At 73.7% G+C, this 14288-nt stretch carries 13 protein-coding genes; 8 read left to right on the top strand and 5 right to left on the bottom strand.

The genetic code is table 11. The annotated features are described in order from the left end of the window. The first annotated feature begins 44 nt into the window (after positions 1 to 44). Positions 45 to 1067: a DNA polymerase III subunit delta gene (gene holA / locus A6R01_RS14960; protein ID WP_292607435.1), complete on the top strand. Its 1023-nt coding sequence runs from the start codon at positions 45 to 47 to the stop codon at positions 1065 to 1067. Positions 1068 to 1185: 118 nt separating this feature from the next. Here holA and rpsT read toward each other — a convergent pair whose 3' ends face one another. Continuing rightward, positions 1186 to 1446: a 30S ribosomal protein S20 gene (gene rpsT, locus A6R01_RS14955; protein ID WP_292607433.1), complete on the bottom strand. Its 261-nt coding sequence runs from the start codon at positions 1444 to 1446 to the stop codon at positions 1186 to 1188. 175 nt (positions 1447 to 1621) lie between these two features. Beyond that, a complete protein-coding gene (locus A6R01_RS14950) occupies positions 1622 to 2596 on the bottom strand; it encodes a hypothetical protein (RefSeq protein ID WP_292607430.1) in 975 nt (324 codons plus the stop codon). A gap of 158 nt (positions 2597 to 2754) precedes the next feature. On the opposite strand from A6R01_RS14950, the gene lepA reads away from it, so the two are divergent. Next, on the top strand, positions 2755 to 4614 hold the full coding sequence (lepA, locus tag A6R01_RS14945; RefSeq protein WP_292607428.1) for a translation elongation factor 4: 1860 nt from the start codon (positions 2755 to 2757) through the stop codon (positions 4612 to 4614). Between the two features lie 173 nt (positions 4615 to 4787). Here lepA and A6R01_RS18355 read toward each other — a convergent pair whose 3' ends face one another. Next, positions 4788 to 5114, bottom strand: a complete 327-nt coding sequence (locus A6R01_RS18355) for a twin-arginine translocation signal domain-containing protein (RefSeq protein WP_366925115.1) — start codon at positions 5112 to 5114, stop codon at positions 4788 to 4790. An 83-nt stretch (positions 5115 to 5197) separates the two neighbouring features. Continuing rightward, positions 5198 to 6289, bottom strand: coding sequence for a GNAT family N-acetyltransferase (locus A6R01_RS14940; protein ID WP_292607426.1), 1092 nt, complete (start codon positions 6287 to 6289; stop codon positions 5198 to 5200). Between the two features lie 155 nt (positions 6290 to 6444). Here A6R01_RS14940 and A6R01_RS14935 point away from each other — a divergent pair, with 155 nt between their 5' ends. After that, complete coding sequence (locus A6R01_RS14935) at positions 6445 to 7230, top strand: hypothetical protein (RefSeq protein ID WP_292607423.1); 786 nt, start codon at positions 6445 to 6447, stop codon at positions 7228 to 7230. A gap of 194 nt (positions 7231 to 7424) precedes the next feature. On the opposite strand, the gene A6R01_RS14930 is transcribed toward A6R01_RS14935, so the two are convergent. Beyond that, positions 7425 to 8198 (bottom strand): FxLYD domain-containing protein, encoded by a 774-nt coding sequence (locus A6R01_RS14930; protein ID WP_292607420.1) that lies wholly within the window; start codon positions 8196 to 8198, stop codon positions 7425 to 7427. Between the two features lie 185 nt (positions 8199 to 8383). Here A6R01_RS14930 and A6R01_RS14925 point away from each other — a divergent pair, with 185 nt between their 5' ends. Genes A6R01_RS14925 through A6R01_RS14905 form a run of 5 tightly spaced genes read left to right on the top strand, consistent with a single transcriptional unit; the run spans position 8384 to position 14139 of the window. After that, positions 8384 to 9922: an oligosaccharide flippase family protein gene (locus A6R01_RS14925; RefSeq protein WP_292607418.1), complete on the top strand. Its 1539-nt coding sequence runs from the start codon at positions 8384 to 8386 to the stop codon at positions 9920 to 9922. Further along, positions 9919 to 10737: a polysaccharide deacetylase family protein gene (locus tag A6R01_RS14920; RefSeq protein ID WP_292607415.1), complete on the top strand. Its 819-nt coding sequence runs from the start codon at positions 9919 to 9921 to the stop codon at positions 10735 to 10737. Before A6R01_RS14925 ends, A6R01_RS14920 begins: the two co-directional genes overlap by 4 nt. Beyond that, a complete protein-coding gene (locus tag A6R01_RS14915; RefSeq protein WP_292607412.1) occupies positions 10734 to 11870 on the top strand; it encodes an O-antigen ligase in 1137 nt (378 codons plus the stop codon). Before A6R01_RS14920 ends, A6R01_RS14915 begins: the two co-directional genes overlap by 4 nt. Then, a complete protein-coding gene (locus A6R01_RS14910) occupies positions 11867 to 13036 on the top strand; it encodes a glycosyltransferase family 4 protein (protein ID WP_292607410.1) in 1170 nt (389 codons plus the stop codon). The genes A6R01_RS14915 and A6R01_RS14910 overlap by 4 nt, the downstream gene beginning before the upstream one ends. Then, positions 13033 to 14139 carry a glycosyltransferase family 4 protein gene (locus A6R01_RS14905; RefSeq protein WP_292607407.1) on the top strand — a complete coding sequence of 369 codons (1107 nt, stop codon included), beginning with the start codon at positions 13033 to 13035 and terminating at the stop codon, positions 14137 to 14139. Before A6R01_RS14910 ends, A6R01_RS14905 begins: the two co-directional genes overlap by 4 nt. Positions 14140 to 14288: the final 149 nt, after the last annotated feature.

The raw sequence follows: 14288 nt of genomic DNA, 5'->3' as shown, positions 1-14288 counted from the left end.
CCGGTGGGGGACTGTCGGCCGCCTGTGGCAGGCTGAGCCGCACCATGGCAGCCGCCCGCACCCCCGCCCGTCCAGCCCGCCAGGCCGGCCCCGCCCCCGGGGACGTCCTCGGCCACGTCACCCTGGTGACCGGCAAGGAGGAGTTCCTGCGCGAGCGGACCGTCGGCGCGGTCCGTGCGGCCGTGCGGTCCCACGACGGCGAGGCCGAGATGGCCGAGGCCGTCGGTGCCGACCTGACCCTCGGCTCGCTGGGCGAGCTGTCCGCCCCGTCGCTGTTCTCCAGCACCCGGTGCGTGGTCGTGCGCGAGCTCGAGCACCTGCCCGAGGAGTCGGTCGACGCGCTCCTGGACTACGCGGGTGCGCCGGCGGAGGACGTCGCGCTGGTGCTGGTGCACTCCGGCGGCCCCAAGGGGTCGGGGGTGCTGACCAAGCTGCGCAAGCTCGGCCCCGTGACCGAGGTCAAGACCGAGGAGCTCAAGCCTTCGGAGTTCCCGCAGTTCGTGGTCGCCGAGGCGAGGATGCTCGGTGCGCGGATGGAGCCGTCGGCGGCCAACGCGCTGGTCCAGGCGGTCGGGCACGACCTGCGTGCGCTCGCCGCGGCGGTCGACCAGCTGGCTCACGACTTCCCCGACGAGGCGCTGGGGGAGGAGCGCGTCGCGCAGTACTTCGGCGGTCGCGCCGAGGCGAAGTCCTTCGTGGTCGCCGACGCCGCGTTCTACGGCAAGCGGCTCGAGGCGCTCGAGGAGCTGCGGTGGGCGCTCGACAACGGCACCGCCTCGGTGCTGGTGACCTCCGCGTTCGCCGGCAGCGCCCGTGGGATCGCCCGGTTCAAGGCGGCCACGTCACGGGGTCGTGGGATGCGCGATGCCGACCTCGCCCGCGAGGTGGGGGTGCCGCCGTGGAAGATCCGCACCCTGCGCGACCAGGCCAAGGGATGGAGCGACGACGGGCTCGTGGCCGCGATCCGGGCGGTCGCCCAGGCCGACGCCGACGTCAAGGGTGCGGCCAGCGATGCGTCGTACACCTTGGAGCGGCTGGTGCTGACCATCGCTGCCCTGCGCTCCTGAGCCACGGGTGCTCCCACCGACGGTCCGGACGCGACACCCGAAACGCCGACGACCCGCCCCACCAGAGGTGGAGCGGGTCGCTGTCAGCGTCCCAGACCGGGCAGTGCCCGGGTCAGGATCAGAGTGCGGCGGCCTTCTTGGCGATCGACGACTTGCGGTTCGCGGCCTGGTTCTTGTGGATGACGCCCTTCGAGGCGGCCTTGTCGAGCTTCTTGGTGGCGACGCGGGCCGAGGTCACGGCCTTCTCGTTGTCGCCGGCCTCGACGGCCTCGTTGAAGCGGCGGATGGCGGTCTTGAGCTCGCTCTTGACGGCCTTGTTGCGCTCGTGGCGCTTCTCGTTCTGCTTGTTGCGCTTGATCTGGGACTTGATGTTCGCCACGGGGCTCGCCTTACGTGTGTGGATGCGTGCGGGTCTGGTGATGCTGACGGTCGCCGGGCGCGCAAGAGGCGCGCCAACGAAGCGACGTGCAAGGCTAACAGCGGCGCCGGAGAGCGCCCAAATCGCCTGAGGTCGTCATCGGGCCGGTCCGATCAGTGTCTCACTCACGGCCTTCTCACTCCCAGCCGCGGCGCCGGCGCAGCCAGCCCCAGACGGCCTCGCCCTGCCATCGCTGGAACTCCCGCAGCCACGGCGACGCCGCCGGCACCGGCAGGTCGCAGCTGGTGAGGAAGAAGCCGGCCATCGCCGCCAGCACGCAGTCGACGTCCTCGTCGCGGACCCGCGCCAGCAGCGGCGTACGACGGAGCACTGCCTCGACGTCCACGCCGTCGCCGCACGGGCCGACCAGCAGCAGGAGCGGGTCCAGCCAGGCCGCGCCGCGCACCGGCCACGCCCAGCCGTCGAGCAGCACGCCGCCGTCCGGCGTCAGGTGGAGGGTGTCGTCGCGCAGGTCGGTGTGGACCAGCGTGTCCCCGGCGGTCACCTCGGGCAGCCGCGCCGCGAGCCGCCCGGCGGTGAGCAGCTGCATGGGCGTCCCGAGGTCCTCGCGCCCCTCGAGGATGTCCCAGCGACCCATCCAGTCCGCGAGGTCCTCGGCGAACGGACGGGCCTCCCCGGGAGCCGGCGTCAGCGCCACCGCAGCGGCGGACACGGCCTCCAGGCACCGGTCCAGGTCGTCCTCGCGCCACGGGCGGTGGGGGAGCCGGGCAGCGGGGTGCTCGAGCAGCAGCACCACCCAGTCGCCGTCCAGCAGGTGCGTGAGCCGGACGGTCGGCACGGTCTCGGGCAGCGTGCGCAGCCAGGCCGCCTCGGCACGCAGGGACGCGGCGAAGGAGCGCTGCGCCTTCGTCGAGGCCGCGCGCAGCAGGTGGTGCGTGCCGTCGGCGAGGGTGAGCACGGTCTCGATGGCCGGCACGTAGCCGTGGGTCAGCGTGGAGTCCGCCACCACCGGCGAGCCCAGCCGGGCCTCGACGTCGAAGCGGACCTGCGGAGGCAGGTGGGCCCAGTCCAGCCGCCGGGCCGTGCGACCCCACGGCAGGTAGGTGGGCACGGCAGAGGTGGGCGCGGCCGCCGGGGAAGAGGTGGGCACGGGCCCCATCGTGGGGTGTCCCCGGCGCGGAGTGGGGGAGGCCGACCCCCGGCGTGGCGGGCATGGCGGGGGTGTCGTGGGAGGATGGCCGGGTCCGTCCCGACGTACGAGAGAACGCCTGAGACCCCGTGCCTGCTGTTCCCCCGAAGTCCTGGCCCGTGCCGGGCCAGACCGACCCGGCGATCATCCGCAACTTCTGCATCATCGCCCACATCGACCACGGCAAGTCGACGCTGGCCGACCGGATGCTCCAGCTGACCGGTGTGGTCGACGAGCGTGCCGCCCGGGCGCAGTACCTCGACCGCATGGACATCGAGCGCGAGCGCGGCATCACCATCAAGTCCCAGGCGGTGCGGATGCCGTGGGGCGTCGACCCCGACAACGCGCAGGGCACCGACGCCGGCACCTACGTGCTGAACATGATCGACACCCCGGGCCACGTCGACTTCACCTACGAGGTCTCCCGCTCCCTGGAGGCCTGCGAGGCGGCGATCCTGCTGGTCGACGCCGCGCAGGGCATCGAGGCGCAGACCCTGGCGAACCTCTACCTCGCCATGGGCGCCGACCTCCACATCATCCCGGTGCTCAACAAGATCGACCTGCCCAGCGCCAACCCCGAGAAGTACGCCGCCGAGCTGGCCGGCCTGGTGGGATGCGAGCCCGAGGACGTGCTCCAGGTCAGCGCGAAGACCGGCTTCGGTGTCGAGGCCCTGCTCGACGAGATCGTCAAGCAGACCCCGCCGCCGGTCGGTGACCCCGACAAGCCGGCGCGCGCGCTGATCTTCGACTCGGTCTACGACACCTACCGCGGCGTGGTCACCTACGTCCGCGTGGTCGACGGCAAGCTCAACCACCGCGACCGCATCAAGATGATGTCGACCGGCGCCACCCACGAGATGCTCGAGGTCGGCGTGATCAGCCCCGAGCAGGTCAAGGCCGGCGAGATCGGGGTCGGCGAGGTCGGCTACCTCATCACCGGCGTGAAGGACGTCCGCCAGTCCCGGGTCGGTGACACGATCACCACCCAGCACGGCGGTGCCACCGACATGCTCGGCGGCTACAAGCACCCCAACCCGATGGTCTACGCCGGTCTCTACCCGATCGACGGCGACCAGTTCGGCGACCTGCGCGAGGCGCTGGAGAAGCTCCAGCTCAACGACGCGGCGCTGACCTACGAGCCGGAGACCTCCGGCGCGCTCGGCTTCGGCTTCCGCTGCGGCTTCCTCGGGCTGCTGCACATGGAGATCACCCGCGACCGGCTCGAGCGCGAGTTCGGCCTCGACCTGATCTCGACGGCCCCCAACGTCGTCTACGACGTGGTGATGGAGGACGGCACCGAGATCGAGGTGACCAACCCCAGCGAGTTCCCCGAGGGCAAGATCCACGAGGTCCGCGAGCCGGTCGTCAAGGCCACGATCCTCAGCCCCAGCGACTACATCGGCACGATCATGGAGCTGTGCCAGACCAAGCGCGGCACCCTCGGCGGCATGGACTACCTCTCCGAGGACCGCGTGGAGATGCGCTACACGCTGCCGATGGGCGAGATCGTCTTCGACTTCTTCGACCAGCTGAAGTCGCGCACCAAGGGCTACGCCTCGCTCGACTACGAGCGCTCCGGCGACCAGGCAGCCGACCTGGTGAAGGTCGACATCCTGCTGCAGGGCGAGCCGGTCGACGCGTTCTCCGCGATCGTCCACAAGGACGCCGCCTACTCCTACGGCGTGATGATGGCCGGCAAGCTCAAGGAGCTCATCCCGCGCCAGCAGTTCGAGGTGCCGATCCAGGCCGCCATCGGCGCCCGCGTCATCGCCCGCGAGAACATCCGCGCCATCCGCAAGGACGTCCTGGCCAAGTGCTACGGCGGCGACATCAGCCGCAAGCGCAAGCTGCTGGAGAAGCAGAAGGAGGGCAAGAAGCGGATGAAGATGGTCGGCCGCGTCGAGGTCCCCCAGGAGGCCTTCGTGGCCGCGCTCTCCACCGGTGGCGGCGGCGCGTCGGCCGACAAGCCGAAGAAGTAGACCCGCGTCCCTCCACTGGAGGTCGTACTCACACGGAACGAACCGGCCCGACCGTCACCCGCGGAGCGCGGGCGGTGTGCTGGGTCGCCGGTTCGGTCCGTCGGGCTACGAGTGGGCGTCGTCGGAGGTGTAGTGGCCGTCCTCGGCGGACTCGACGACCTTGGCACGCTTCATCAGGTGGGTGCGTTCGTAGTGGTGGTCGTTGCCCCTGGATCACCAGGTCGACGCCGTACTTGGCGAACAGCCGGAACCACGCCTTCCGCACGCCCGGGTCGCTGCCGTGCAGGCCGGAGGAGAACGCCGCCTGGTGCATCAGCACGATGATGAAGTCGACGTCGGGGTCCTTGGCGGCGCAGGGTGCGCTTGACCCAGCGCTCCTGCCGGCCCTCGGAGTGGCTGCTGACAAGGAACGGGCCCGCTCCGGCCGCGATGCCGACGGCGGCCGTGCGCTGCACGAACTGACGACGGGAGACGTACGGGCGGTGCGGACCGTGACCCACGGCTGCTCACTCTCGGGCTTGGTGCGGGGATGATCTCCTGGACGACGCGCCGTCGGACGCGTCCGGCCACCCCAACGGCGCAGTCAGTCCTCGGGTGACGACTCGGAGGGTGACGATCGGGTGAACGCTCGACGACCGGCCCGGAGCCGCTGCCGTGCGGCGTGCGCCCCCAGCACCGCGCGCGGCAGCACCCCCACCCCGGTGCGCACCAGCACCAGGTCACGCTGCTCGTCGGCCTGCCTCAGCTTGTAGGCGGCGTCCCCGCGCAGCAGGTCGGCCTCGGTGGCACCGTCGGCGATCCCCTGCTCGATCATGTCGACCATCATCAGCGTGCCCGCATGGGCGTGCTCCCGTTCCAGCGACCTCGCCACCTGGTACGTCGACAGCCGCCCGGCACACCACCACGCGAGGGACACCGCGACCGGCTGCTCGCCGGGCCGGCCCAGCACGTGAACGCGGGCCTCGCCGGCCTGCACGCCGGCGTGCACCGCTCGGCTCAGCACCGGCATCTCGCCGAGCAACGGGGCCCGGTCCGGCCTGGGCAAGTGCAGGGCCACGAAGCCGGCCAGGGCACGGTCGACGTCGGCCGGCTCCCCGAGATCGGCGCGGGTCAGCGCCATGCCGTCGCGCTCGAAGTCGCGGCGGGCCCGGCGCACCGCGCGGCGCAGGTTGGAGGAGCGGGTGGAGACGTAGTCGCCGCCGAGGTCGACGGTGCGGAGGTAGGGGGCGGCCTCCCGGGGCACCGGCGCGCTGCCGATGGCTGCGGCGAGTCGGCTGTCCTCCACGAGGCCGTCGAGGTCCACGAGCGTGCGCCGGCGTGCGCGCCACCAGCCCGACAGCAGGTCCACGACCCGGTCCTCGTGACCCGGAGCGGCCACCAGGTCCAGGTGGTCGGGCGCCAGCGGCCCCTGGCCCAGCGCCTGGATCCGCTGCGCCCCGAGGACACGGTCCACCTGCAGGGCCTGCCCGCCGAGGAGCTGCTCGCCGTGCACCACCAGGACGAAGAGGGCGGTGCCGTCGTGGACGGCGCGCTGGGCCTCGAGCCACCAGCTGCGCAGGAACGGCGTCGGGAGCGGCGCAGCGAGCACGAGGGCGTCCCAGGCCGCCCGCCACGGCCCCAGGTCGCTGACCTCGAGCAGCCGGGGGGCCGGGCCTGCTGCGACGGACTTCACCATGGGGACGGGTTTACCAGGTCCACCCCCGGGCACCGAGCGAGGCGGCCCAGGAGGCCGCCCGCATCCGTCAGGAGGCCGCAGCGCGGCGCGAGGCGGGAACCCTCCTGGCGGAGGCCACCCGACTGAGCCAGGAGGCGGCCGAGGAGGCCGACCGGGTGCTGGTCAGCGCCCAGGACACCGCCGAGCGCCTGGTCGCGGAGGCCCGCGAGCGCGCCGAGGCACTGGTCACCCAGGCACGCCAGGAGAGCCAGGAGCTGCGCGACGAGGCGGCCCTCGAGGTCGCCGGCGCCCGTGAGGACCTCGAGCAGCAGCGCACGCGTGCCCGTGAGGAGGTCACCGCCGAGCTGCGCGAGGAGGTGGCGGCCCTGCGGGCCCGCACCGAGAGCCTGGTCGAGGAGCTCCGCAGCACGCTCGGTGAGCTGGGCGGTCTCCTCGGCGGGGCGAAGTCGACGGTCGAGCACGTCCTGCGCACGGCCTCGGACCTCGACGAGGTGGGCCGTCGCATCGCGGCGCACGACCAGCGGACCGCGGCCGCCCAGCCGGCCGCGGCCAGCGCCCCGGTCGAGGCGACGAGCGCCCCGGACCGTTCGGAGAACCGGGACGACCGGGGCGAGGCCGCTGCCGTCACCCCTGCGCAGACGCCCCGGGCGATGGAGGCCGTCCAGCTCGTGGAGGACCAGTCCACTCCCGAGCCCACACCTGAGCCCACCCCCGCGGTCGTGGCGGACGAGAGCTCCGCGGAGCAGGTCAGCACGGCCGGGTCCGTCGACGCCGATGACTTCTCCCCCCGCTTCGACATCGACCTGGGCGACTCGACCCCGGACCTCACCCGCGACCTGGGGGGCGACCCGGGCGGCGAGATCTTCGAGCCACAGGAGACCCCACGCACCACCGTCGAGCAAGAGCAGCGACCCCTCGGGTGGCTCTTCCGCGGGGTCTGACGACCGCTCGGGCACGACACAGGACGACACAGGACGACGCCGTCGGGTCCGACCCGACGGCGTCCTCCTGTGTCGTTGTCCCGTGTCGTCAGGCGCGGGCGACCTCTGACCCGCAGACCTCCGGGCCCTGCGTGAGCGACGTCTGGGCCGTGCGTGAGCGACGTCTGGGCCGTGCGTGAGTGACGTCTCGGCGGTCAGGAGCAGCGGGGGGCCACGGCGTCGCTGATCGGGCGGATGCTGACGCTGTCGACGCCGGTGCCCAGAGGGACGGGCTGGAAGAGCTCCATGCGGATCCGACGGGTCGAGTCGGCCTCGAAGCAGGACCACCGCCCGGTCACCACGGCGATCAGCTTGCCGCTGCGACCGCGGAGGATCGCCTGCACCAGCGCGCGCGGGATGTCCTCCTCGCCCACCTCGACGGTGGCGCGCACCACGGTCTGGTCCTGCTGGATCACGAAGTCGGTGGCCCGCGCGTTGACCTCGGCGCCGTCGCTGACCTCGGCTCCGTCGCCGGCGTCCGCGGACGGGCTGCCGGACGGCTTCTGCGCCCAGGCGAGGCGTGAGTAGGTGAGCTCGACGTCGTCGATGCGGTCCGACCCCTCGCCGACGGCGAAGTAGAGACCGAACTCCTCACCGGGCGCCAGGGACTGCACCGTGCAGCAGGAGCTGTCGCCGCCCATCGAGGACGTGCCGTAGGTGCCCAGCACCTCGCCGTTCTCGTCCCGCGCGGTCATGGTGACCTCGGCGGTGCGCAGGTCACGGTCGGTGTCGTTGCGCACGATGACCGAGACCAGGCCGTCGGTGACCGACCACTCGGCGGTCTCCAGGACGGCGGGGAGCGCGGCGTACGACGCGTCGACGGACGGCTCGACGACCTCGGCGCCCTCGAGCTGGGCGCGCAGGTCGCTGCACCCGCTCGAGCCGATCGCGACCGCGACCGCGGCGCACGCCAGACCGAGTCGTCGCACTGTCTGCCCCTGTTCCCGGCCGGTCAGCCGTGGTCGGTCCTCGCCGGCCGCGATGTCGGCCGAGTCACGCTGCACGTTGTTCCCGAGAGGTGTGAGCCTAAACCGATCGCGGTATAAGCCCCTGCGTCGACGGCGGCAGCAGTCGGCCAGCAGACGACATGAGCAGCAGACGACATGGGGGTGCCGTGGCACGGCTCGAGGTCCACGGTGCGCCCGACGAGCGGGCACCGGACGAGCAGGCACCTGACGAGCAGGACGCACAGCCGGGCGATGAGGGCCGGACCGGCTCCGACGAGGGTCGTGCAGCACGCGGGGCCCTGTGGTTCGCCACCAACGGCATCGTCGTCAAGGGCGCCCAGACCCTCGTGCTGCTCACGTTGGCGGCGACGCTGGCCCCCTCCGCCCTCGGCCTCGTGGCGCTCGGCACCCTGGTCGTCAACGTGTCGGCGATCCTCGGCAACCTCGGCACGTCCGGGGCACTGGTCTACTGGCGCGGTGACGTGCGGGCCGCGGCCCGCACGGCGGTCACCATCGGCCTCGTGAGCGCCTCGGCCATGACGCTCCTCCTCTGGTTCACCGCACCGGCCCTCGCCACCGCACTGCGTGCCGAGGACGGCGGCGCCGCCGTGATCCGCGGGCTGGTCGTCACCCTGCCCGCCCTGGCCGTCGCGGCGGTGACCCAGGAGCTCCTGCGTCGCGAGCTGCGCTTCCTGCGCCGCATCGTGCCGGAGGCGACCGGCGCGGTGGTCGGTGCGGTGGTCGCGATCGTGCTCGCCACCCAGGGGCTGGGCGTGATGTCGCTGGTCGCCGGCCAGGTGGTGCAGGGCGTCCTGACGCTGCTGCTGGCCTGGGCGGTGCACCCGCCGGTCCTGCCGGGCTGGGACCCCGCCAGCGCCCGCGGGCTGCTGTCCTACGGCGCCCCCTTCGCCGGGGCCAACCTCCTCGAGGTGCTCCAGCTCAACGTCGACTACCTCCTGGTCGCCCGCGTCCTCGGCGCGGTCGCGCTCGGTCAGTACTCCCTGGGCTTCCGCATCGCCTACATGCCCTACGTCCTGCTCGTGCTCGTCGTGACCGGCGCAGCCTTCCCCTACCTCTGCCGGCGACGCGGCGAGAGCGTCGGGCACGCCGCGGAGGTGGTCCTCACCGTCCTCACCGCGCTGCTGGCGCCGCTGTGCGTGCTGAGCGCGCTGGCACCCGAGCAGCTGATGCTGCTCGGCACCAAGTGGGCCGACGCCGTCTCCGTGCTCGCCGCGATGGCGCTGTTCTCCTGGGTGCTCGGCCTGACCCAGGCCATTCAGGTGGCGCTCAACGCCTCCGGCCTGCCCGGGGTCGCGATGCGGCTGCGACTGATGCACCTCGCGGGCCTGTCGGTCGCGCTGCTGGTGGTGGTCCGCTCCGGTGTCGTCGCCGTGGCCTGGACCCAGACGGTCGTCACGACCGCCACAGCGGTCGTCGCGGTGCTGGTGGCGACCCGGCTGGTCGCCGGCTTCGACCCCGTGCGCTGGCTGCGCTCGCTGTGGCCGGTGGCCCTGGCCAGCGGCGTGGCCGTGCTGGCCCTGCTGGTCGTCGACGGCGTCGGGGACGGTGTCGGCCTGGCGCAGGTCTCGGTGGTGCGCACGATCCTGCTCGGCCTCGCCGTGCTGTCGACGTACGCCGCCACGCTCTGGATCACCCGCTCGACCCAGGTGCGTGCCGCCTGGTCCGTCGTGAGGGACGCCTCGTGAGGCCGCAGGTGCGGGCGGTGGCCCGTGGGCTGCGTCCGGTCCGGCGCATCGTGCGTCGCCTCCGCCACGAGCAGCCCCTGACCCTCATCGGCTGGCACCGCATCGACGACCGCCACACCGACGGGCTCTCGACCACCGAGGCGGGCTTCGAGCGCCACCTCGACCTGCTCGAGGAGCGCGGTGCCCGGGTCCTGCCCCTGATGGAGGCGGTCGACCGCCTCGCGCTGGGCTCGCTGCCGTCGCGTGCTGTGGCGCTCACCTTCGACGACGGCTACGCGAGCGTCGTGGAGACCGCGTGGCCGATGCTGCGCAAGCGGGACATGCCCGCGACGCTGTTCGTCTGCTCGGAGTACCTCCCCGGCAGCGAGCGCTTCGACTGGGACACCCGCGAGTCGATCCACGAGCGCCACCGGCTCGCCACCGCCCAGCAGGTCGCCGACGCGCACGCCGAGGGCCTCGACATCGGCTCGCACACGCGCACCCACCCGTGGCTCCCCGCCCTCGACGACCGCGCTCTCAAGCGGGAGCTGGTGGAGTCGCGGGAGGTCATCGGCGACCTCCTGCGCGCACCGGTCCGCAGCCTGGCCTACCCGACCGGCGGCTGGGACCGGCGCGTCCGCGCCGCTGCTGCCCGCGCCGGATACACCGCGGCGGTCACCGTCAGCAAGGGCACCAACCGCCGCCGCACCCACCCCCTCTCGCTGCATCGGGCGTTCGTCCCGGAGGAGACCGACGACCTCGACCTGCTGCTCGACGGCGCCTACGGCTTCCTCCGGCCCGTCGACGCCGTACGCCGGCCCCGGGAGGTGTCGTGAGCCACCCCGTGATCCCGCACATCGTCCCGGTCCCCGTGCCGTGGACGTCCCGGGTCCTGCTGCCGGTCGCGCTCGTGCTCACCGGCATCGTCCTCGGGCTGGCCACCGGCCACGCCCCGCTGCTGGTGGGGGTCGCCCTGTGGTGGGTGCTCCTGGTGTCCACGCTGGTCAACGCCCCGGTGGGTGCCGCAGGCATCCTGCTGCGGTGGGCCGGGTTCCTGGCGGTCATGGTGGTGCTCGTCGACGTGCTCCTGCGGCGGATCCTGCGACCGGAGGACCTCGCCCGCACCTACGTCCTGGCCGCCGCGGCGGCGGCCGCCGTGGGCCTGCTCGCGATGAGCACGGCCGAGGACCCGCGCGCTGCGGGGCCGATCGCCGACGCCAACGACTTCGCCTTCTACCTCCTCCCTGCGCTGCCGCTGGCCATGGCGCTGCGACGTCCGGGTCCGGGGCCGGGCCGCTGGGACCTCGCGGCCGCCGTCGTCACCGTCGGCATGGTCGCCACCGTCTCGCGCGGCGCGATGCTCGGGCTGGGCGTGATGCTCGTCGTGGCGCTGCTCTCCCGCCAGGTCCGGCTGCGTGACCTCGTCGGCCTCGGGGGCGTGCTGCTGGCCGCGGCGTCGGTCCTGGCGGTGTGGCAGCGCGAGCTGGTGAGGGACAGCCTGACCCAGAAGACCGCGATCGCGGGCCAGAACGTCTCCGAGCGCTTCTACCTCTGGGACGCCGCGGCGCGCATGGTGCTCGATCGTCCCCTCCTCGGGCACGGGCCGGGGTCCTTCGCCGCCGAGCACGCCTGGTTCGCCTCCCGGCTGCCCGTCGACACGCGCAACGACCTCGACGTCGCGCACAACACCTACCTCGAGGTCGCCGCCGAGGCCGGCTTCGTGGGGCTCGCGGTGTTCCTCGTGCTGCTCCTCGTCGGGCTGTCCGGGGCCTGGGCGGCCTGGCGGGCCGGGTCGCGCGTGGGTCGCATCGGGGCGGCGGTCGTGGCGGGTCTCGTCGGCACCTCCGTGGCGGCCTGCTTCGTCACCGAGCAGTTCTTCCTGCCGCTGTGGCTGCTGGTCGCGCTGGGCGGGGTCCTGCCCCGACTGGCCGACGACGGCCCTCGCCCCCGGACCGTGGGGGGCCCGTGAGGGTCGTCCAGGTGCTGACCCAGTCCGGTGGGGGGCCGGTCGACCACGCCGTCGAGGTCGCCGTCGGTCTCGCCGGCCGGGGGATCGACTCCCACGTCGTCGCGCCACCCGACGTACGCCGCCGGGCCGGTGGGTCCGCCGGCATCACCTGGCACGACCAGGAGGCGCCCTCCAAGCGCGACCTCGCCGGTCTCGCCGGCCTCGCCCGGCTGCTGCGCTCCCTGGCACCCGACGTGCTCCACCTGCAGGACCGCCGAGCCGGCTGGGTCGGGCGCGGCCTGGCGCGCAGCCTGCCGAGGACCGCGGTCGTCTACACGCTGCACGGTGTCGCCGACGGGCTCAGCGACCACGTGGCCGGCAACCTGCTCGCGGACCGCCGACGGCGACGCGACCGGCTGTACTACCTGCACGGGGAGCGCTGGATCACGCGGTGGGGGAGGGCGCGGGTCGTCAGCCCGAGCCGTGCGGTCGCCGACTTCGCGGTCCGCCACGTCGGCCTGGACCCCTCCCGCGTCGACGTCGTGCCCAACGGGGTGGACGCCGACCGCTTCCGTCCGGGGCCCCCGGCACCGTCCCCGACCCCGTCCCGGGCTCCGAACGGGACAGGGGCGCGACCGCGCCTGGTCTGGCTCGGCGGACTGGTCCCGGTCAAGCGGGCCGACGTGCTGGTCGAGGCCGTCGCACTGATGCGCGAGGACGTCGAGGTGCTCGTGGCCGGGGACGGCGAGCTCGCCCCCGAGATCCGCGCCCTCGTGGCGGACCGGCTTCCGGAGCCCGTGCGCGAGCGGCGCACGGTGACCCTGCTCGGGCACGTCACCGATCCCGCCCCGCTGCTCCAGCAGGCCGACGGGTTCGTGCTGACCTCGGCCGCGGAGAGCTGCCCGATGGCGTTGCTGCAGGCGATGGCGACGGGGCTCCCCGCGGTCGCCACGGCGGTGGGGGGCGTCCCGGAGGTGTGGGGGCCCGTCGCCCCGGACCTCCTCTGCCCCCCGGGGGACCCACGGGCACTCGCCGCTGCGCTGGACACCCTGGTGGCCGACCCGACGCTGCGTGCCGACCTCGGTGCCCGGGCCCGCGAGCGGGTCCTGTCGACCTACACCACCGAGCACTGCCTGGAGGGGCTGCTGCGGACCTACGCGACGGCGCGCGCGGAGCGGACGCGATGAGGGTCCTGCAGGTCGTCGCCGAGCTGGGGACCGGCGGTGCCGAGGCGGTCGTCCTCGGCCTCGCGGAGGGGATGGCCGCCCGCGGCCACCGGACCTGGGTCGCCAGCGACCGCGGGTGGCGGGTGCCGCTGCTGGCGGAGGTCCCCGGCGTCGACCACGTCCGCGTGCCCCTCGCACCCAGCGGCCCGGTCGCCCTCGCGGCGAGCGCGGCCCGGCTGCTGGCCTGGGCGCCGGGACGACCCGTGGACCTCGTGCACGCCCACAACATCCGGGCCACCCTCGCCGCCTACCCCGTGGCCAGGGCCCGCCGGGCCCCCCTGGTCACGACCGTCCACGGCCTCGGGGCGCAGGACTACCCCCGGGCCGTGCGGGTGCTGCGCCGCTGCAGCGACCAGGTGGTCGCGGTGTCCGGAGCGGTGGCTGAGGACCTGGAGCGTGCCGGTCTCCCTAAGGCGCGGATCCGGGTCGTCGAGAACTCCGTGAGCGCCCCCGCCGTACGTCCCGACGACGCTGCGCACCTGCCGGACCTCCCGCACCTCCCGGCCTCCGGTCCGATCGTGCTGTGCGCGGCACGGATGACCGCGCAGAAGCGCCAGGACCTGCTGCTGCGCGGCTGGGCGGCGCGCGAGCACCGGACGGGTCACTTGCTGCTCGCCGGCGACGGGCCCGAGCGTCCGCGGCACGAGGCACTGGCCCGCGAGCTCGGCCTGGGCGCCGACGTCACCTTCCTCGGCGACCGGGACGACGTGGGGGCGCTGCTGCGCCGGGCCGACCTGCTGGCGCTGCCCTCGGACTGGGAGGGACTGCCGATCGGGGTGCTGGAGGCGCTCGCGGCCGACGTCCCCGTCCTGGCCTCGGCGGTCGGTGGTCTGCCCGACCTCGCCGACGTGCTGGCGCTCGTCCCCGCCGACGGCGACGACCGGGAGCTCGGCGAGCGGTGGGGGAGGGCGCTGGACCGTGAGCTGGCCGGGACCGCGAGGGAGGAGCAGCGTCAACGGACGGCGCGCGGTCGCGCGCTGGTGGACACGCGCTTCTCCCCCGACCGGATGGTCGAGGCGTACCTCGCCCTGGACGAGGCACTGGTCACGTCCACCTACCGGTGAGTTTACCTGCGTCGGAGCACGGGTATCCACCGTCCGTCAGAGGAAGGGACGGCGCTCGGGCCACCGTCCGTGGTCCTCGCGCCGGGGGGCGCCGACACGGTCCGTGTCACGGCCCTTGCGTGGGATCGCACGCCAATGCGCCACGGTGG

This window comes from Nocardioides sp. REDSEA-S30_B4, from assembly GCF_001627265.1.
Lineage (GTDB): Bacteria > Actinomycetota > Actinomycetes > Propionibacteriales > Nocardioidaceae > Nocardioides.
The sequence above is the reverse complement of the archived record's forward strand: the minus strand, read 5'-3'. Positions and strand labels throughout refer to the sequence as shown.

Excerpts from the sequence above, each read along its gene's own strand:
- A6R01_RS14905 (WP_292607407.1), top strand. The coding sequence starts at position 13,033 with ATGAGGGTCCTGCAGGTCGTCGCCGAGCTGGGGACCGGCGGTGCCGAG.
- holA (WP_292607435.1), top strand. The coding sequence starts at position 45 with ATGGCAGCCGCCCGCACCCCCGCCCGTCCAGCCCGCCAGGCCGGCCCC.
- A6R01_RS14940 (WP_292607426.1), bottom strand. The coding sequence starts at position 6,289 with ATGGTGAAGTCCGTCGCAGCAGGCCCGGCCCCCCGGCTGCTCGAGGTC.